The following is an 18,535-nucleotide window of genomic DNA, read 5'->3' as shown; positions in this document are numbered from 1 at the left end:
TCGAACGAGACAGTTCGTAGGATGGGTTGAGCGTAGCGATACCCATCAAACCTTAAGCACAACAGGACTCTCCGATGCACGCCTTATCTCGTCTCGCTCCAGAAGTACGCCAATATTTGCTGGTCACCGGCAATTATTGGGCGTTTACCCTGACCGACGGCGCCTTGCGGATGTTGGTGGTACTGCACTTTCATGGGCTGGGTTACAGCCCGCTGCAGATCGCCATGCTGTTTGTGTTCTACGAGCTCTTCGGCGTGGTGACCAATCTGCTCGGTGGTTATCTGGGCGCGCGGCTGGGGCTTAATCGCACCATGAATGTCGGTTTGGCGCTGCAAGTGTTGGCGTTATTACTGCTGACAGTACCGGCTGCACTCTTGACCGTGCCTTGGGTGATGGCGGCCCAGGCGCTGTCGGGCATCGCCAAAGACCTGAACAAGATGAGCGCCAAAAGCTCGATCAAGTTGCTGGTACCGGCCGGTGAGCCGGGCAGGTTATATCAGTGGGTGGCGATCCTGACCGGCTCGAAGAATGCGCTCAAGGGCGTCGGCTTCTTCCTCGGTGGGGCATTGCTGGCGCTACTGGGTTTTCAAGGTGCGTTGCTGCTGATGGCGGCCATGCTGGGGCTGATCTGGTTGGCCAGCCTGTGTCTGCTGAAGAAGGACTTGGGCAAGGCTCGCGCCAAGCCTAAGTTTCGCGAACTGCTGTCCAAGAGCCGGGCCATCAACCTGTTGTCGGCGGCGCGCTTGTTGCTGTTCGGCGCCCGCGATGTCTGGTTTGTGGTGGCCTTGCCGGTGTACCTGAATACGGTGTTTGGTTGGGATTTCTGGCAGGTGGGTGGTTTTCTGGCGCTGTGGATCATCGGCTATGGCCTGGTGCAGTCCTTTGCGCCGGTCATCACCGGTAAGCGCAACGGGCAGTTGCCGGATGGGCGCGGCGCCTTTGTTTGGGCGGTGGCGCTGGCTGGTCTGCCGGCGGCCATTGCCCTGGGGCTGGCTGCGGGGTTCTCTGCGCATATCGTATTGCTCGGCGGCTTGCTGCTGTTTGGCGCACTGTTTGCGGTCAATTCATCGCTGCACAGCTACCTGATCGTGTCCTATGCCAAAGAGGACGGCGTGTCGCTGGATGTGGGTTTCTATTACATGGCCAATGCCATGGGCCGGCTGCTCGGTACCTTGCTCTCCGGCTGGGTGTTTCAGGCCTATGGGCTGGCGGCCTGTTTGTGGATCTCGAGCCTGTTCGTGCTGCTGGCGGCGTTGATTTCCCTGGGTTTGCCGCGTCATCCGCAGCCCTTAACTGCTGCCTAACTATCGAACAGGCGAAAAACGCAGGGTTCTGTCAATATCAGGCCCATCTTGCCGGCGCGATTCTAGCGTGCGGCGTTGCTTAGAAGGACATCCCTTTGTTGCATCTTCGCCATTGCGCACCTGGTCTATCGCTGCTGTTTACCCTGTGCATCGGTTTGGCCGGTTGCGGCGGTCCAACGGCCTTGCAGCAGTCGTTGCGGCATATGCCCGAGCGCGTCGAGTTAACGGGCGTGCCGGCATTTCCGGAGCGCGCTTATTTTGGCGCGCCGAGTGCGCTGAGCAGCTTGTTGGTGCAGCAAGGGGTAGACACCTCGCCGGGGGCGGTCTCCAAACAACTGCAATTGCCCCAGCAAGAGGCGCTGCTGGAGCAAAACATCCAGGCGCAAGTGAATGCCAATGGCTTGCTGGTTTATCCATTGCAGCCGCACTTGGCGGACTTGCTCAAACAAGTCGCCGCCGGCTACCCGGTATTGCTGCGTTTTAATGAAGGCCTGTCCTGGATCGATATGCCGCTTTATGCATTGCTGATCGGCTACGACCGTGAACAACAAACACTGCTGCTGCGCGCCGGCAATAGCCGGCGCTGGGAGACCAGTTTTTCCAGCTTTGAGTCGTCTTGGGTATCGTCCGGCGCCTGGGCGGTGCTGGTGCTGGCGCCGTTGCAGCTGCCCGCCGAGGTCGATTCGCAGCGCTGGCTGCAGGCGGCAGATGAGTTGCAGCGCGCCGGGCATACTGCCGCGGCGGCCAATGCCCGGCAGGTATTGCAGCGCCGCGCGGGGGTTGCTGCGCAGAAATAAAAACGGCGCTCAGAGCGCCGTTTTTGTTGAGTTCGGTTTAAATGCCGAACTTGTCGCGCAGTGCGTAGTACCAGGCGCCGATGGCGGTGAAGGGTATGCGCATTAACTCGCCGCCTGGGAACGGGTAGTGCGGCAGCCCGGCGAAGGCATCGAAACGTTCGGCTTGGCCGCGCAGTGCTTCGCCAAGGATCTTGCCGGCCAGGTGGGTGTAGGTGACGCCGTGACCGCTGCAGCCTTGCGAGTAATAGATGTTCTCGCCGATGCGGCCCACTTGCGGCAGACGCGACAGGGTCAGCAGGAAGTTGCCGGTCCAGGCGTAGTCGATCTTGACGTTTTTCAGTTGCGGGAAGGTTTTCAGCATCATCGGCCGGATGATCGCTTCGATGTTGGCCGGGTCGCGTGCGCCGTAGACCACGCCGCCGCCGTAGATCAGGCGGTTGTCGCCGGTCAGGCGGAAGTAGTCGAGCAGGTAGTTGCAGTCTTCCACGCAGTAATCTTGTGGCAACAGGCTCTTGGCCATTTCTGCGCTCAATGGCTCGGTGGCGACCACTTGGCTGCCGCACGGCATGGTCTTGGCGGCCAGTTCGGGTACCAGGTTGCCCAGATAGGCGTTGCCGGCAACTACGATAAACTTGGCTTTCACTCGGCCATTAGGGGTGTGCACCACTGGATTGGCGCCGCGCTCGATACGGGTGGCAGGTGATTGTTCGTAGATGGTGCCGCCGAGGGATTCCACCGCAGCCGCTTCGCCGAGCGCCAGGTTGAGCGGGTGAATGTGACCGCCGCTCATGTCCAGCAGGCCGCCAAGGTAGTTTTCGCTGCCGACCACTTCACGAATGCGTTCTTGATCGAGCAGTTCCAGCTGGGTGTGGCCGTAGCGTTCCCAGAGCTTTTTCTGCGACTCCAGATGGCCCATTTGCTTCTTGGTAAAGGCGGCGAACACGCCACCGTCTTTCAAATCGCACTTGATGTCGTACTTGGCGATGCGCTCGCGAATGATCCGGCCACCTTCGAAGGCCATTTGCCCTAGCAGTTGTGCCTGCTTGGGACCGACGCTGCGCTCGATTACATCGATATCGCGGCTGTAGCTGTTAACTATCTGCCCGCCGTTACGGCCGGAGGCGCCGAAGCCGACTTTGGCCGCCTCAACAATACACACCTTAAAGCCGTTTTCCAGCAGGGAGATGGCCGTCGACAGACCGGTGTAGCCAGCGCCGATCACGCACACGTCTGTCTCAACATCGCCTTGCAGTTCAGGGCGGGCAGGAACCGGATTAGCCGAAGCGGCGTAAAAAGATTCTGGATATGGAGTGTGCGTCATCTTGCAACCTCTGTTAATTATTCTTTACGGATGTTGAGATGCTACCCGAGTTGAAAATCGCCGGCTAGCCCCTGTGCAAAATTTAAAACACCCGACACTGAAGTAAAAAACGCGCATTTTCATGCAGTTATGGATAAAGCTCTTGACGCTGATGGCTTTCTCCGTAGAATGCGCCTCCATTGCAGACGCGTAGCTCAGTTGGTTAGAGCACCACCTTGACATGGTGGGGGTCGCTGGTTCGAGTCCAGTCGCGTCTACCAAACAAACCCGCGTTACGCTGGGCTTAGAGGCCAATCCGAAAGGGTTGGCCTTTTTCGTTTGGGCAAACTTTGGGCAAACGATTTTTAAGACTGTAGTTTAAGGTCTGCGCCGACGCGCATGAATGCCACCTCAAGGGCGGCGCGACGGTGCAGGCGCGGATTATCAACACCAGCTCCGGCGCCGGCTTGCAGGGCTCCATTGGCCAGTCCAACTACGCCGCGGCCAAGGGTGGCATCGCCGCCCTGACCCTGGTGCAGGCCGCCGAACTGGGTCGCTACGGCATCACCGCCAACGCCCTGGCCCCGGCCGCGCGCACCGGTATGACCGAGCAGGTGTTCGCCACGATCATGCAGAAGTCAGAACACGGTTTCGACTACTTCGCCCCGGAAAACATCGCGCCACTGCTGGTCTGGCTTGGCTCGGCAGAGTCCCAGTCGGTCAGTGGCCAGATCTTCGAGGTCGAGGGCGGCAAGCTGTCGATCGCCGATGGCTGGCGCAAAGGCCCGGAGCTGGACAAGGGCGGCCGCCGTTTCGCTTCGTGTCCTTATGCCATCGTTGCTGCTCAGTTCTTTGCGGCCTGGCGTAGCCAGGTGAGCAGTTGTGCCGCTGCACCTTTTTCGCCAATGGGCTCTGGCGTTAACAAGTAGTAACTCGAACCGTCGGCGATAAAACCCAGCGGCGCTGCCAGCAAGCCATTGGCCAGGTCATCCCTGACCAGCTGCCGCGGGCCAATTGCCAGACCGAGGCCGGCGCTGGCGGCTTGCAGGCTGAAGTAGAAATGCTCGAATACCTGCTCGTCACCCTGCGCCGCAGACATTCCGCTTTGTTCGGCCCAGGTGCGCCAGGCCGAGGGGCGGGTCGCGCTTTGCAGGCGTGGGGCGTCGGCTTTCAATTGCAGCCCATCTGCTCCTGCCAGCGTCCAGTCAGCGACTCGGGAGGGGTGGCAGACGGGGCTGATTTCCTCATCGAACAACCAGTGTGCGTGCATCCCCGCTGCCCATGGGAAGTCATTGCGCCTGATCGCAAAATCAATGCCTTGGCTGAAAGAGAACGCTCCCCCGCCAGCGATCAATTGCACGGGGATTTCTGGATGGCTGGCCATGAAGGCCGGCATGCGTGGAATCAGCCAACGCATAAGCAGCGTCGGCTCGCACGAGACTCGCATGAGATTTTCCTGGGCGGGCTTGCGTATCTCGCGGGTGGCGTCGTCTATCAGCGCGAATGCGCGCTCAGTGGCCGCCAGCAGCTTCTCACCCGCAGCGCTGAGATAAACCCGCTGGTTGCGTCGCTCGAACAGCACGCTGCCAAGGTCGTCCTCCAGTGAGCGGACAGCACGGCTGACAGCTCCGTGGGTCAGGCACAGTGCTTCGGCGGCCTTGCTGAAGTTCTCCAGTTGTGCGGCCATTTGAAAACAACGCAAGGCGTTCAGAGAGCGCAGAGGGCGTTCCATATATTGTGATTTTTTATCACCACTGTTGTCAGTATTCATCGCTTTCAACTGGGCTATAGGCCTTGATAGATTCGGCTCTATATTCAACACAATGAAAGAGTTCGTAAATGCCTGAGTTGTTAGCTTTTATCACAATAACCTTGCTGGCTGTGATCAGCCCAGGACCAGATTTCGCCATGGTGTCAAGGAACAGCCTCGTGCACTCCCGAAGCGCCGGGGTGATCACCGCTGTTGGCATCGGACTGGGCGTGATGGTGCACGTGAGCTACAGCATCTTCGGCATCGGCATTCTGGTTCGTGAATCGGTACACCTGCTCGGGGCCCTCAAGTTGGCTGGCGCCGCCTACCTGGTTTACCTGGGGCTGCGCATGCTGCTATCCAAAGCGCAGCCTAAACAGGAGATGGCGTCGCGGCCAACTGACTCGGCCATGGCCATGCTGCGTACGGGGTTTCTTACCAATGCGCTAAACCCCAAGACCTGTATCTTCGTTGTGAGCCTGTTCGTTCAGGTCATCGAGCCTGGGGCAGGGGTGGGTGTGCAACTGGGCTATGGGGCCTTTATTGTCTTGGCGCATGTGGCTTGGTTTAGCCTGGTGGCCTATTTCTTCTCGGCGGCGAGCATTCGTTCGAGACTGATGAGGGTTCGGCAGCGAATTGATCAGGTATTCGGCGTCATGTTGGTCGGATTCGGGGCCTTGCTCGGGGTGAAAGGGGCTTGAGCAATGCTATGTAAAACCGGCCCGAGTTTGCGTAATCAGCAGAGACAGAGTTCGTATAGAAACGCGATCTTCGCTCCCGCTTAGGCCGCCAAACCAATCCCCAAACGTTTTTACCCTGCCTCGGCCAATAGCGGATCGACCTGTTGAACACTCCACAGCTGCGTGCTGCCTTTTGGCTTACTGACATTTACCGGTGAAATTAGCGAAGCGAACGTAACAATCTTGAACGATTTGTTCGGCGCGTTACTTGAATGAACCTGCTTCAATTTTGTCTTCATATTGGTTCAGCTTGGATGTAACTTGTTTGTTGTTGATGTACTTAGATTTTAGTTTCGCTAGAGCTGCATCGGTGCCAGTACACAGCTCTAACATGTTTTTCTCGAGAAAGGCTCGGCGCTCTTCATTGTATGGATCTTCACCGCGAAAATGATCGCATAGATCTCTTTGCTCGACAAAGGATGAAGCATCTGTTGGTAATGAAATATTGTCATCGGCAGCGTATGTGATACTTGATATAAGAAGTAGAAAAGCAATGGTTGGTATTTTCATAAGTTCCTAACGTTTAGGTTAAGGGGCTGCGGTACGCAGTCCCAGAGAGCGAAGCGAACGATTTTAACCGCTTGTTATACGCTGGTAGAAATTTCAGGTGGGATTGTTTTTTTGCTTTTAAAGTATAGATAGCTAAATGTAATAAGCAATAAAAACGCAGATGAAAAATAACCTATAAGCATGGGGGTTTTAACGAAGTCAAAAGCAGTATTGAAATTCAAGCTATTAACCTCCATTGCGTGATATATGACTCCAAAACTACCGCCTGAAATAGTACACATAATTAATGAGAGCAAATAACCCATAAGCGAAACTACTTGCGGGATGGTGTTATTGAATTTGTTGGTGCTGAATGCAACGCAATATAGATATGAAATTACTGCGGCGCTTATGAACATTCCAAGCGTCATCGCCCAGCGTGCTAAATCTTTACCTTCAGATGGAGCGGCATATATAGCAAGCAGGGTGGCGAGCACGCCTAAGCTAGCTGTGATTATTATATTTGCTGAACGCATGATTTTCTCTTGTGTATAACGCCCGGCTCACCGAGCAAGTTTTTGATGGCGACATTTTTGCGTGTCTTTGCAGGAATAGTGACTGCGAACATTTGTCCGGCGGGGCTGTTTGTTATGCATTTTTTGATACCTGAGTAATTTGGGGATGACGAATCAAAAAATACACTGCAAAGCCTACAGCTACCCCCGGAACTATACCAAGTACTAGGCACATCCAACCATGTTTTACTGATAAGGCCTTGGCCTCATAAGCAACCAAAATCGCCAAGGCTAACCAGCAAGATAAAACATCGGAGGAATAGCCAGCAGCATAAGGGTTTACAAAGCCTGCTGCAAATGCGCCTAGCACATCGGGATTCTCAATTAAGGGAGGCACTACTACAACACAGAAAACCAATGAAAAGCCAATAGCTACCAATACGAGAGCTAACTTGTAATGCTTATCGTTCATCTATAAACCTATCGATTACTTTGATTACAGTGCCTAACGTTTAGATTAAGGGGCCGTGCGAAGCGAACGATTTGAACCGTTTGTTGGGCATCATATGACGTAGGACTACGGGAGATAAGAAGCGATATTTTTCATTGCTCGGGAAACGTATTCTTCCTTTTCGCCGACTGGGGCGACGTAGTGAAGTGCGCTCTTTGCAGCTTCCTCTCCCTCAGTGCGCGCGATGATCCATGCGGCAAGATACTGCGACGCAAAGCAGCCACCGGCGGTTGCAACGTTACCTTGAGCGTAGAAAGGCTGATCGAGAATCTCGATGCCAGCCTCCTGTACCCATGGTTTCGTTATTAGGTCAGTACACGCAGGAACGCTACCAAGGAGACCGAGCTTCGCCAGCAGCAGCGTGCCGGAACATTGGGCGCCGATTAACTGGCGTGCAGGATCTAACCTGAGCTTTGCCATGATCTCTGGGGTGTTTGCGATATCCCTAGTTTGAATGCCGCTCCCGATGATGACCGCATCCGCCGCGCAGGCTTCGGCCAACGTTGACTGTGCACGAACGGTTACTCCGTTCATCGAAGTTACAGACGGTGTGGGGCATGAGAGCGTTACTCGCCAGCCAGGTTGCTTGACACGGTTGAGCACGCCCAGCGCGATCAAGGAGTCGAGTTCGTTGAATCCTTCGAAGGTGAGGATGGCTATGTGCATTGCTATATGGCCTATGAGGTCCAACGCCGCGCTCTGCGGAAATTTAGGAGCGCTAGCGAGTAAATTTTCCGTAGTAGCGCCTGGTTATATTTCATTTCCCTTTTGCTCTCGAGATCACGCCCATCATGGAGTGAGAAAACTGTCCAACTTCAGCTTTTTCGTCGAATTTATCGGAAACATATTTACCTGTAGCTACAGTCGCCCCCAAGGGGAGTAACCCGCCTAAGAAAGGAGCTAAAACGGGAAGCATTGTTACTGCCAATGTGCCCCCAGCAATTAAAGCCGTGTATTTATGTTTTGCTTGATATTTATCATTAAATGATGAAATCTGCCTCTCATGTTTCGATATTGCCCTTTCAATATGAGAGCATACTTCGGCAGCAACATACCCTAAATCTTCAAGCTTGGTATTAGGTAAACTGTTAACTAAATCTCTTAATTCTCTCCTGAATTCTACATTCTCATCTGTCTTTCTCAATGCCACGAGTTGCGAGTCTTTGATGTTAGCCAAAAAATCGAGTCTTTTAGACATGAGAGACTGTAAAATTGCTGAGGTAGATGGATCAAATGACACGGCTTCTCCAGCAGATTCATTCTTCATGCTTGCGATAAGTTGGTAATAATGCGCCTGTGCATTGATACACAGAAATGGATGACTTCTGAGCTCATCAGCATTTTCCAGTAAATGGTAGATTGGCATAATACGTTCAAAAATCGCGTTAGTTACAACACTAGCATCACCTTTCGTAAATAACTCATTACACCAATCTTCTGACCTCCACTGTCTCATTTCAGCCTTGTAATTTTCTAACTCTACCTTTATGTGCTCTCCAGGTTCCGAGCCCGGCGAGACAAAAAGCCTTGCTTCTTCGATTCTTTTAAAGTACTGGCCAGGGTGTTTTGTAGCAAATTCCATAATATCTTGAGGGTGCGCTATACCTGAATCTACATAATGTGAGAATACATCGGTGATAAGTTGAATACTATTTTCTTGCGTTTGCTGATCATGCTCTTCAAGCAACTTCTCAAAGCTTGGAAATACAAAAAATGGTGGAAGGTCAAATTCATCCCCTTTAAGGTCACATAAATGCAATAAGAAAAATGCCATCTGAAGAGGAATGACATGATCAAACTGTTCTTCATCACGTTTTTTCTCTAACCATGGCATTACGGGATCTGGAATTAAAACTGTATCGGAATATAGTAGTGATTTGCGTGTGGCATTTAACTGTGTTTGTAAGAAGCGGCTGCTTCCACCCAAATTCAACTTACATGCATCTAATTTCTTAGCTGCGCTAAAAGCTTTGCCACCTTCTTCCGAATATAATATCTTAAGTTTTTTTTCGAGAGTTGAAAATGCCATCATAGACTTTTCAGCTCTACTAGGGTTGTCTCTTAAAGTAATGGCCATTCTTTGGATAGATTCGGAGAAGCTATCCAGAGCTGAAAAGTCACGTGGCAGACAGCCTGTCACGTTGAGGAAAAACTCGGTCAATATCTCAAAGTATCTATCTTGATAAATAATTAAGTCGTGTAATTCCTGCTGGCTCACTTAAAAACTCCGTTTGAAATCTAACTATTTATTAAGCGACATGCGATAACGCGCTTACTGTCGCAATAGCGTGTCGCATAACTTTCCTTGTCGTTCTAATCAGTCCTTATCTAGCTTCGAGATGGTCGCAGCCAACGCGACACAAATCAGGGAGAAAGGAGGTCTGGATAACGGCAAGCCCTGCTGCCTTCTAGCAGTCGAAAGCAGCAGCGCTGACGCTATCTATTTGCCATCGCGCTGTCCACCGCCTGTTACTGGCCGCTTTCCGCCTGCTGTTTGAACGGTAAAGTCGCTGACTAGAAAAGACGCGAAATTCCACTGCCCACGCTTTTGCGCTTACTTCTGTTGTCCAACGGATTAGCGGTTAGGCTCACCAGCCTGAATCCTTTCCTAAGTCCGCTGATCACTCGCGGCCAGATCGAGACAATACTTATGAAATGGATTTCGCAACAGCTCCTGCGCGGCTGCCTGCTTGGCAGCTCCCTGTCGCTACTCACTGCTTTGGCCGGCAGCGCTCAGGCCGCCGATAGTCAGTCACTTACTCGATCCATCACCTCCCTGGGTGGCGCGCAGGTGCTGGGTGTCGCCGATACCAACAACACCCAATCCTGGCGCGCGATTCCCTACGCGGCACCGCCGGTGGCTGGTTTGCGTTGGCGCGCGCCGCGTAACCCGGCGAGCTGGAGCGGTGTACGCGACGCCAGCGGGTTCTCCAGCATCTGTTCGCAACTGGGCAGCTACTTTGGCGCGCCGAATCCCAGCACCTTCGGTCAGCCCATAGGTTCGGAGGACTGCCTGTACCTCAACGTTTGGCGGCCAAAGAGCACGGCAAGCAACTTGCCGGTGCTGTTCTGGATTCACGGCGGCTCCAACCTCAAGGGCGCCGCTTCCGAGCTGCTCTACAACGGCGCCAATTTCGCCCGTAACGCCAACGCCATCGTGGTGTCGGTGAACTACCGGGTGGGCAGTCTGGGCTGGCTGTATAACAGTGCCCTGCACGATGGCGATGCCTTGGATAATTCCGGCAATTTCCTCACCCTGGACCTGATCAAGAGCCTGGAGTGGGTGCGCGACAATATCAGCCAGTTTGGCGGCAATCCCAATAGCGTCACCATCGCCGGGCAGTCAGCCGGTTGCATCAATGCCTGGGGCCTGCTGCAGTCGCCGCTGGCGGATGCCTTGGTCGACCGCATGATCTGCATGTCGGGCCTGCCCAATGCCTACCCGACGGCACTGGGTCAGCTGCAGTCCAACGCCATGCTTGAGCAGTTGCTGATCGAGAAGGGCTACGCCAACGACAAGCAGCAGGCGGCCGCGTTTCGCCAAGGGCAGAGCGCCAGCTGGGTTCGCGCCTTTCTGCGTGGCCTGCCGGCGGCCGACATAGTGCGCCACACGCCGTCGCCGGTGGTGATGGGGCACTTTACCGACGGCACCGTGATCCCCTGGGACGGTTACGCCGACCTGGTACTCGGCGGCTACAACCAAGTGCCGATGATCCTGGGCACCACTAAGGATGAGGGCAGCTATTTCGCCGGCGAGCTGCAGAGCTACTTCAAACCGGATCACGCGCAGATGTGGGATATGGTCAACAACCAGAACCCGGCCAACTTGAGCATTACCGATGTGGTCAAGCCGGAGCTCTACTCGAGCTTCCGTCCGGCGCATCGCGCCCTCAGCCTGGGCATAGATCTGGCGGTGGACAATATCTGCCGCTATTTGCGTCTGCTGCAGGGCAATATCTACCGCTACAACTTCGACTGGGACGATGCTCCGGCGCCCTGGAAGGAAGCCTTTGGTGCGGTGCACGGCATCGATATCCCGTTTATGTTCGGCAACTTTCCCGTGGCGCCGCAGCAGGACCTGATGCGTTTTATCAGTAGCAGCGCCAACCAGAGTCAGCGTACGGCGCTGTCCGCTAAGTTCACCAAGTACCTGGCCCAATTTATGCGCACCGGCAACCCGAACAAGGAGTTTGACGGCTTGCCCGACTGGCCTGACTGGTCGAATTTCTGGATTTTTCAGAAGCGTCTGGTGCTGGATAACACGGTGAGCAGCAGTGCGCGCAACCTCTGGCGGTCGGACGTCAACGATGCGCTGAATCAGCTGGATACCGACGATAGGCAAAAGGTGCAGGAGGCCATGAGCGGCCAACAGGTGCCGCTGGAGGACGCCGACGTCAGCGACTAAATAGTTGTGTTCGAAGGTACGAGACGGAGCCCACACAGCCGATCCGACAAAATGTTGTTTATATAATAAAATAAAATCCAATTAATAGTTATTTATTCAAATTTATAGGAGTATTGTGGTTAGTATGACGATATGTAAATTCGCCACCTGGAGTCGATCCCATGCATCCCCGCGTTCTTGAGGTAACCGATCGAATTGTCGTGCGCAGTCGTGCCATGCGCGAGCGCTATCTGGCCATGATTCACGCGGCCGCCAGCGAGGGGCCGCAACGCGGCAAGCTGCAATGCGCCAACTTCGCTCACGGCGTGGCGGGCTGCGGCAGCGCAGACAAGCAAACCCTGCGCCTGATGGATGCGGCCAACGTGGCGATTGTCTCGGCGTATAACGACATGCTCTCGGCGCACCAGCCTTACGAGCCTTTCCCCGAACAGATCAAGCAGGCCTTGCGTGAGATCGGCTCGGTCGGCCAGTTCGCCGGTGGCGTGCCGGCCATGTGCGATGGCGTGACCCAAGGCGAGCCGGGCATGGAGCTGGGTATCGCCAGCCGTGAGGTGATCGCCATGGCCACTGCCGTGGCGCTGTCGCACAACATGTTCGATGCCGCCCTGTGCCTGGGTATCTGCGACAAAATCGTCCCCGGCCTGATGATGGGCGCCCTGCGTTTCGGTCACTTGCCGACTCTGTTTATACCGGCCGGGCCGATGCCTTCCGGGTTGTCGAACAAGGAGAAGGCCGACGTGCGTCAGCGTTATGCCGAGGGCAAGGCCAGCCGCGACGAGTTGCTGGAAGCCGAGATGGCCGCCTACCACAGTCCCGGCACCTGCACCTTCTACGGCACCGCCAACACCAACCAGTTGCTGATGGAAGTGATGGGCCTGCATTTGCCAGGAGCCTCCTTCATCAACCCCAACACCCCGCTGCGCGCTGCGCTGACCCGCGAAGCGGCGCAGCAGATCACTCGGCTGACCAAGCAAAGCGGGCAATTTATGCCGCTTGGCGAGATCGTCGACGAGCGCTGCCTGGTCAACTCGATAGTCGCGCTGAGTGCCACCGGCGGTTCGACCAACCACACCCTGCATATGCCGGCCATCGCCCTGGCGGCGGGCATCCAGCTGACTTGGCAGGACATGGCCGACCTCTCCGCCGTGGTGCCGACCCTGGCCCACGTTTATCCCAACGGCAAATCCGATATCAACCACTTCCAGGCGGCCGGCGGCATGGCCTTCCTGATTCGTGAACTGCTCGACGCCGGGCTGCTGCACGAGGACGTCAACACCGTGGCCGGTCATGGCCTCAGTCGCTACACCCGCGAGCCGTTTCTTGAAGAGGGCAAGCTGGTGTGGCGCGACGGGCCGAGCAAGAGCTATGACGAAAACGTGCTGCGCCCAGTGGCGCGGCCGTTCTCCCCGGAAGGTGGCCTGCGGGTGATGGAGGGCAACCTCGGCCGTGGGGTGATGAAGGTCTCGGCCGTAGCGCTCGAGCATCAGCTGGTCGAGGCCCCGGCGCGAGTATTTGAGGATCAGCAGGAGCTGGTCGATGCCTTCGAGGCCGGCGAGTTGGAACACGACTTCGTCGCGGTGATGCGTTTCCAGGGCCCGCGCAGCAACGGCATGCCGGAGCTGCACAAGATGACGCCGTTCCTTGGCGTGCTGCAGGATCGTGGCTTCAAGGTGGCGTTGGTCACCGACGGGCGGATGTCTGGTGCCTCGGGCAAGATCCCCGCGGCTATCCATGTCTGCCCCGAAGCTTACGGTGGCGGTCCGCTGGCACGGGTGCGCGATGGCGACATGATCCGCCTCGACGGTCACACCGGTGAATTGCAGCTGCTGCTCAGTGCCGAGGAGCTGGCGGCGCGTGAGCCGGCAATCGGCACGCTGGACAATGCCGTGGGTTGCGGCCGCGAGTTGTTTGCCTTTATGCGCCAATCCTTCAGTTCGGCGGAGCAGGGCGCCTGCGCCTTTACCGGTAGCCTGGAGTCGTTGCAGTGAAGCTGGCGCTGGTCGGTGATATCGGCGGCACCAATGCGCGTTTCGCCCTCTGGTGTGACGACCAGCTGGAGTCGGTGCGGGTGTTGGCCAGCGCCGATTATCCGGGACCGGAGCAGGCGATTAGCGCCTACCTAGCCGAGCTGGGGCTGCCGCTTGGCGCAGTCGATTCGGTGTGTCTGGCCTGTGCCGGCCCGGTCAGTGGCGATCTGTTTCGTTTTACCAACAATCACTGGCGCCTCAGTCGCGCGGCGTTCTGTCGCGACTTGCAGGTGCGCGAACTGCTGCTGATCAATGATTTTTCAGCCATGGCGCTGGGCATGACCCGCTTGCGCGATGACGAGCGTATCACCGTCTGCCCTGGGCTCGCCGAAGCGGACCGGCCCGTCGTGGTGATCGGCCCGGGCACCGGTTTGGGGGTCGGCACTTTGCTGGCCCTGAGCGATGGCAGCTGGCGGGCGTTGCCGGGCGAGGGTGGGCATGTCGATCTGCCGATTGGTAGCCCGCGTGAAGCCGAGCTGTGGCAGCAGTTGTATCGCCAGCTTGGGCATGTGCGCGCCGAAGATGTGCTCAGCGGCAACGGCTTGCTGCTGCTCTATCGGAGCATGTGTGCGCTGGATGGTCATGCGCCGCGCTTGCATTCGCCGGCTGAGGTCACGGCTGCGGCGCTGGCCGGCGATGCGCTGGCCGTGGCGGTGTTGGAGCAGTTCTGTTGCTGGCTTGGCCGCGCTGCCGGCAACAATGTGCTGAGCCTGGGAGCGCGTGGCGGGGTGTACATTGTTGGCGGCGTGGTGCCACGGTTTGCCGAGTTATTTCTGGCCAGCGGCTTTGCCCGCTGTTTTCGCGACAAGGGCTGCATGAGCGATTACTTCAGCGGGATTCCTGTATGGTTGGTGACGGCCGAGTATCCGGGTTTGCTGGGTGCGGGCGTGGCCTTGCAGCAAGAGCATTCCCGTAGGATGGGTGGAGCATAGCGATACCCATCGCTCAGGATTGATGGGTATCGCGCAGCTCAACCCATCCTACAAAGTTGGTTCTTGCTCGAGATTTCTATCAGAACGTCAAAGGACGGCAGATGTGAGCCAGCCCGGAAAATCGATACTGCTGGTCGATGATGACCAGGAAACTCGCGAACTGCTGCAGACCTACCTGAGCCGTGCCGGTTTTCAGGTGCGCACCGTCGGCGATGGCGCAGGCTTTCGCCAGAGCCTCAGCGCCGAGGTGGCCGACCTGGTGATTCTCGATGTGATGCTGCCTGACGAAGATGGCTTCAGCCTCTGTCGTTGGGTGCGCGAGCATCAGCGTTTCGCCCAAATGCCAATCATCATGCTCACCGCCAGTTCGGATGAGGCCGACCGGGTTATCGGTCTGGAGTTGGGTGCCGACGATTACCTTGGCAAGCCCTTCAGTCCGCGCGAGTTGCTGGCGCGAATCAAGGCCCTGCTGCGCCGCGCGCATTTCAGTCAGGAGCGTGGCAGCGAGGTGTGGGCCTTCGACGACTGGCGCCTGGATATGGTCAGCCATCGCCTGTTCCACTGCGACGGTGAAGAGGTGTTGCTCTCCGGCGCCGACTTCGCTTTGCTCAAGTTGTTTCTCGATCACCCGCAGCAGATCCTCGACCGCGACACCATCGGCAATGCCACCCGTGGTCGTGAGCTGATGCCGCTGGAGCGCATCGTCGATATGGCGGTCAGCCGTCTGCGCCAGCGCCTGCGCGACACCGACAAGCCGGCGCGCTTGATCCGTACGGTGCGCGGCAGCGGTTACCAGTTGGCGGCGGCGGTGACGCCCTGTAGCCATGTTTAACCTGCGAAAATTGTTGCCGGTGCCACGCTCGCTGCTTGCGCGCATGTTGCTGTTGACCTTATTGGTGGTGGTGCTGGCGCAGACCTTGTCGAGCGTGATCTGGGTGTCGCAACTGCGCGCCAGCCAGATGCAAGGCCTGCTCACCAGCTCGCGCAGCCTGGCGCAGTCGATGGCCGCCAGCGTCAGCTATTTTCGCTCGCTGCCCCTTGGCTACCGGCCAATGGTTCTCGACCAGTTGCGCAATATGGGCGGCACACGGTTTTTCGTGTCGCTCAACGACAAGCCGTTGAACATGCAGGTATTGCCGCAAACCCCGCGCAAACGCGCGGTGCTCGATGCGGTGGACGCCACCCTGCGCGAGCACCTGGGCAGCAAGCTGGACCTGTTGGTGCAGTTCGTCAGCCCGGATGACCTGCGCATCTTCAATAGCGCGCTGAAGCTCGATGAGTTGCCGCGTTCCTGGGCCCATTACGCCCTGAGCCTGGAGCCGCTGAACCCGCCGGTGTTGGTCACGCAGATCCAGATCGCGCCGAACCAATGGCTGTATCTCGCCTCCTTGATGCCTGAGCCCTATACCGCTCTGGAGCAGCAAGGGCTGCCGGCCCAGCAACTGTGGTTCATCATCCTCACCAGCGGTTTCTTGCTGCTGTTCATCGGTATTTTGGTGCACTGGCAGAGTCGGCCGCTCAAGCGCTTGGCGGTGGCGGCGCGGGAAATGTCCCTGGGTTGCGAGGTCGAGCCGCTGACCGAGGCGGGCGGCAGCGAAGTGGTCGAAGTCAGCCGTGCATTCAACAGCATGCGCGAGCGCATCGGCCGTTACCTGCGTGAGCGCAGCCAGTTGTTCAGCGCCATTTCCCATGATTTGCGCACGCCGATCACCCGGTTGCGGCTGCGTGTCGAGTTGCTCGAAGACGAAGCCGTGCAAGCCAAGTTCAGCCGTGACCTCGACGAGCTGGAGATGCTGGTCAAGGGCGCGCTGCAATGCGTCAAGGACACCGACATTCACGAAAATATCGAGCCAGTAGACCTTAACTACCTGCTCAACTGCGTAGTTGAACCCTATCTGGCACCGGCTGGGAATGGCCGGGTCACGCTGGATGGTCAGATCCAGGCTGCCTATCCAGGCAAACCGTTGGCGCTTAAACGCTGTATCGGCAACCTGGTCGATAACGCCCTTAAATATGGGCAAAAGGCCCATCTGCATATCGAAGATGATGCGCGTGCCTTCGTTCTGCATGTCGATGATGAGGGGCCGGGCGTGCCCGAACAGCGCCTGGAGCAGGTGTTCGAGCCGCATTTTCGCCTGGCCGGGCAGCAGCAGGGCTACGGCCTGGGCCTGGGCATTGCGCGCAATATCGCTCACAGCCACGGCGGCGAAGTGAGCTTGCGCAACCTGCGCGAAGGCGGCCTGCGCGTGACCCTGGTGTTACCGCGTTTTGCGTAGGATGGGTTGAGCGCAGCGATACCCATCGAACAGCCCCTAGCACTTATGTAACCAGCCCGTGACCTTTGCGCATCCCTTCGTTACCCGCAGCCGCGGCGCCCGTGGTTAAACTCGACTGCAACGCAAGCACCAGACTTGCCCGTGAATAACAACAAAAAAGGAACCTACCTATGAATGTCTATTCTCGCCTGGTAACTGCAATTTCCCTTGCCTCCCTGATATCGCTGAGTGCTCATGCCGGTGAAGTCGAAGTGCTGCATTGGTGGACCTCCGGTGGCGAAAAGCGCGCCGCCGATACCCTGCAAAAACTGGTCGAGGCCAAAGGGCATGTCTGGAAGGATTTCGCCGTCGCCGGTGGTGGTGGTGAAGCGGCCATGACTGTGCTGAAAACCCGTGCGGTTTCCGGCAACCCGCCTGCCGCCGCGCAGATCAAGGGGCCGGATATCCAAGAGTGGGGCGCCCTGGGTCTGCTCGCTGACCTTAACGCCATTGCGGCCGAGCAGAAATGGGACAGCCTGCTGCCCAAGCAGGTGGCGAACATCATGAAGTACGAGGGCGACTATGTGGCGGTGCCGGTCAATGTGCACCGGGTCAACTGGCTGTGGATCAACCCCGAGGTGTTTGCCAAAGCCGGCGCCACGCCGCCGACCACCCTCGATGAATTCTTCGTCGCCGCCGACAAACTCAAGGCTGCCGGTTTCATCCCCCTGGCCCACGGTGGCCAGCCTTGGCAGGACGGCACCATATTCGAAGACTTGGCCTTCAGCATCCTGGGTGCCGACGGCTATCGCAAAGCCTTCGTTGAGCAGGACAAGGCCACTCTGACCGGGCCGAAGATGGTCGAGGTGTTCGCCGCCCTGCAAAAACTGCACGGTTATATCGATGCCGACGCCGCCGGTCGCGACTGGAATACCGCGGCGGGCCTGGTGATCAATGGCAAGGCCGGGATGCAGGTGATGGGCGACTGGGCCAAGAGTGAATGGACCGCCGCCGGCAAGGTCGCCGGTAAGGATTACCAGTGTCTGCCGTTCCCTGGCACCCAGGGCAGCTTCGCTTACAACATCGATTCCCTGGTTATGTTCAAGCTGAGCGATGCGCAGAACCGCAAGGCCCAGGAAGACTTGGCGCGAACCGTCATGGAGCCTGAGTTTCAGCAGTTATTCAGCCAGAACAAGGGCTCGATTCCGGTGCGTCAGGACGTGGACATGAGCACCTTCGATGCCTGCGCCCAGCAGTCCTCGCTCGACTTCAAAGCGGCCGCCGCCAGTGGTGGTTTGCAACCGAGCTTGGCCCACGGCATGGCTGCCTCCAGCTATGTGCAGGGCGCGGTGTTCGATGTGGTAACCAACTTCTTCAACGACCCCAAGGCCGACCCGAAACGCGCCGCTAAGCAACTCGCCGCGGCCATCCAGGCGGTCCAGTAAAGCACGCCTAGCCGCCGGTTTGCCGGCGGCTTTCCCTATCGCTGATTTCAGGTGCCCGAACGGGC

General features: G+C 57.2%; 16 protein-coding genes, 1 tRNA gene and 1 pseudogene. 11 read left to right on the top strand and 7 right to left on the bottom strand.

All coding sequences use genetic code 11. From position 1 onward, the window contains the following. Positions 1-74: 74 nt before the first annotated feature. Together arsJ and Q8R10_RS16610 are read left to right on the top strand one after the other, a co-directional pair. Positions 75-1,304 (top strand): organoarsenical effux MFS transporter ArsJ, encoded by a 1,230-nt coding sequence (gene arsJ / locus Q8R10_RS16615; RefSeq protein WP_305654956.1) that lies wholly within the window; start codon positions 75-77, stop codon positions 1,302-1,304. A gap of 95 nt (positions 1,305-1,399) precedes the next feature. Further along, on the top strand, positions 1,400-2,101 hold the full coding sequence (locus Q8R10_RS16610; protein WP_305654955.1) for a peptidase C39 family protein: 702 nt from the start codon (positions 1,400-1,402) through the stop codon (positions 2,099-2,101). A 37-nt stretch (positions 2,102-2,138) separates the two neighbouring features. On the opposite strand, the gene Q8R10_RS16605 is transcribed toward Q8R10_RS16610, so the two are convergent. Beyond that, entirely contained in the window at positions 2,139-3,422 is a 1,284-nt protein-coding gene (locus Q8R10_RS16605; protein ID WP_305654954.1) for an FAD-binding oxidoreductase, read from the bottom strand. 183 nt (positions 3,423-3,605) lie between these two features. Between Q8R10_RS16605 and Q8R10_RS16600 the strand changes: the two genes are divergently transcribed. Together Q8R10_RS16600 and Q8R10_RS16595 are read left to right on the top strand one after the other, a co-directional pair. After that, positions 3,606-3,682: transfer RNA gene (locus Q8R10_RS16600), tRNA-Val, on the top strand. Between the two features lie 132 nt (positions 3,683-3,814). After that, positions 3,815-4,210 (top strand): annotated as a pseudogene (locus tag Q8R10_RS16595) (SDR family oxidoreductase); the annotation flags it as partial. Positions 4,211-4,245: 35 nt separating this feature from the next. Here Q8R10_RS16595 and Q8R10_RS16590 read toward each other — a convergent pair. Further along, positions 4,246-5,172 carry a LysR family transcriptional regulator gene (locus tag Q8R10_RS16590; protein WP_305655145.1) on the bottom strand — a complete coding sequence of 309 codons (927 nt, stop codon included), beginning with the start codon at positions 5,170-5,172 and terminating at the stop codon, positions 4,246-4,248. A 68-nt stretch (positions 5,173-5,240) separates the two neighbouring features. Here Q8R10_RS16590 and Q8R10_RS16585 point away from each other — a divergent pair, with 68 nt between their 5' ends. Beyond that, positions 5,241-5,852 (top strand): LysE family translocator, encoded by a 612-nt coding sequence (locus tag Q8R10_RS16585; RefSeq protein WP_305654953.1) that lies wholly within the window; start codon positions 5,241-5,243, stop codon positions 5,850-5,852. 243 nt (positions 5,853-6,095) lie between these two features. Here the strand turns inward: Q8R10_RS16585 and Q8R10_RS16580 are convergent, their stop codons facing one another. The 5 genes from Q8R10_RS16580 to Q8R10_RS16560 form a co-directional block, all read right to left on the bottom strand. Further along, entirely contained in the window at positions 6,096-6,401 is a 306-nt protein-coding gene (locus tag Q8R10_RS16580) for a hypothetical protein (RefSeq protein WP_305654952.1), read from the bottom strand. A 74-nt stretch (positions 6,402-6,475) separates the two neighbouring features. After that, positions 6,476-6,916, bottom strand: a complete 441-nt coding sequence (locus tag Q8R10_RS16575; protein ID WP_305654951.1) for a hypothetical protein — start codon at positions 6,914-6,916, stop codon at positions 6,476-6,478. Positions 6,917-7,028: 112 nt separating this feature from the next. Further along, a complete protein-coding gene (locus tag Q8R10_RS16570; RefSeq protein WP_305654950.1) occupies positions 7,029-7,367 on the bottom strand; it encodes a DUF2834 domain-containing protein in 339 nt (112 codons plus the stop codon). 105 nt (positions 7,368-7,472) lie between these two features. Next, complete coding sequence (locus Q8R10_RS16565) at positions 7,473-8,072, bottom strand: DJ-1/PfpI family protein (protein ID WP_305654949.1); 600 nt, start codon at positions 8,070-8,072, stop codon at positions 7,473-7,475. Positions 8,073-8,163: 91 nt separating this feature from the next. Further along, on the bottom strand, positions 8,164-9,624 hold the full coding sequence (locus Q8R10_RS16560) for a hypothetical protein (protein ID WP_305654948.1): 1,461 nt from the start codon (positions 9,622-9,624) through the stop codon (positions 8,164-8,166). 432 nt (positions 9,625-10,056) lie between these two features. Between Q8R10_RS16560 and Q8R10_RS16555 the strand changes: the two genes are divergently transcribed. From Q8R10_RS16555 to Q8R10_RS16530, 6 genes are all read left to right on the top strand, one after another. Further along, positions 10,057-11,811, top strand: a complete 1,755-nt coding sequence (locus tag Q8R10_RS16555) for a carboxylesterase/lipase family protein (protein WP_305654947.1) — start codon at positions 10,057-10,059, stop codon at positions 11,809-11,811. Between the two features lie 161 nt (positions 11,812-11,972). After that, on the top strand, positions 11,973-13,799 hold the full coding sequence (gene edd / locus Q8R10_RS16550) for a phosphogluconate dehydratase (RefSeq protein ID WP_305654946.1): 1,827 nt from the start codon (positions 11,973-11,975) through the stop codon (positions 13,797-13,799). Continuing rightward, complete coding sequence (locus Q8R10_RS16545; protein ID WP_305654945.1) at positions 13,796-14,770, top strand: glucokinase; 975 nt, start codon at positions 13,796-13,798, stop codon at positions 14,768-14,770. Before edd ends, Q8R10_RS16545 begins: the two co-directional genes overlap by 4 nt. A 103-nt stretch (positions 14,771-14,873) precedes the next feature. Further along, positions 14,874-15,602: a response regulator gene (locus Q8R10_RS16540; protein WP_305654944.1), complete on the top strand. Its 729-nt coding sequence runs from the start codon at positions 14,874-14,876 to the stop codon at positions 15,600-15,602. Then, complete coding sequence (locus Q8R10_RS16535) at positions 15,595-17,046, top strand: ATP-binding protein (RefSeq protein ID WP_305654943.1); 1,452 nt, start codon at positions 15,595-15,597, stop codon at positions 17,044-17,046. The genes Q8R10_RS16540 and Q8R10_RS16535 overlap by 8 nt, the downstream gene beginning before the upstream one ends. Positions 17,047-17,216: 170 nt before the next feature. Then, on the top strand, positions 17,217-18,470 hold the full coding sequence (locus Q8R10_RS16530) for an ABC transporter substrate-binding protein (protein ID WP_305654942.1): 1,254 nt from the start codon (positions 17,217-17,219) through the stop codon (positions 18,468-18,470). The last annotated feature ends 65 nt before the right edge of the window (positions 18,471-18,535 follow it).

Origin of the sequence: Pseudomonas sp. (genome assembly GCF_030698175.1) — a bacterium.
Lineage (GTDB): Bacteria > Pseudomonadota > Gammaproteobacteria > Pseudomonadales > Pseudomonadaceae > Aquipseudomonas.
Note: the sequence above shows the minus strand (reverse complement) of the source record. Positions and strands in the feature narration are given on the sequence as shown.

Excerpts from the sequence above, each read along its gene's own strand:
- edd (WP_305654946.1), top strand. The coding sequence starts at position 11,973 with ATGCATCCCCGCGTTCTTGAGGTAACCGATCGAATTGTCGTGCGCAGT.
- Q8R10_RS16585 (WP_305654953.1), top strand. The coding sequence starts at position 5,241 with ATGCCTGAGTTGTTAGCTTTTATCACAATAACCTTGCTGGCTGTGATC.
- Q8R10_RS16580 (WP_305654952.1), bottom strand. The coding sequence starts at position 6,401 with ATGAAAATACCAACCATTGCTTTTCTACTTCTTATATCAAGTATCACA.
- Q8R10_RS16565 (WP_305654949.1), bottom strand. The coding sequence starts at position 8,072 with ATGCACATAGCCATCCTCACCTTCGAAGGATTCAACGAACTCGACTCC.
- Q8R10_RS16555 (WP_305654947.1), top strand. The coding sequence starts at position 10,057 with ATGAAATGGATTTCGCAACAGCTCCTGCGCGGCTGCCTGCTTGGCAGC.
- Q8R10_RS16575 (WP_305654951.1), bottom strand. The coding sequence starts at position 6,916 with ATGCGTTCAGCAAATATAATAATCACAGCTAGCTTAGGCGTGCTCGCC.
- Q8R10_RS16570 (WP_305654950.1), bottom strand. The coding sequence starts at position 7,367 with ATGAACGATAAGCATTACAAGTTAGCTCTCGTATTGGTAGCTATTGGC.
- Q8R10_RS16590 (WP_305655145.1), bottom strand. The coding sequence starts at position 5,172 with ATGAATACTGACAACAGTGGTGATAAAAAATCACAATATATGGAACGC.
- Q8R10_RS16530 (WP_305654942.1), top strand. The coding sequence starts at position 17,217 with ATGAATGTCTATTCTCGCCTGGTAACTGCAATTTCCCTTGCCTCCCTG.
- Q8R10_RS16535 (WP_305654943.1), top strand. The coding sequence starts at position 15,595 with ATGTTTAACCTGCGAAAATTGTTGCCGGTGCCACGCTCGCTGCTTGCG.
- arsJ (WP_305654956.1), top strand. The coding sequence starts at position 75 with ATGCACGCCTTATCTCGTCTCGCTCCAGAAGTACGCCAATATTTGCTG.
- Q8R10_RS16605 (WP_305654954.1), bottom strand. The coding sequence starts at position 3,422 with ATGACGCACACTCCATATCCAGAATCTTTTTACGCCGCTTCGGCTAAT.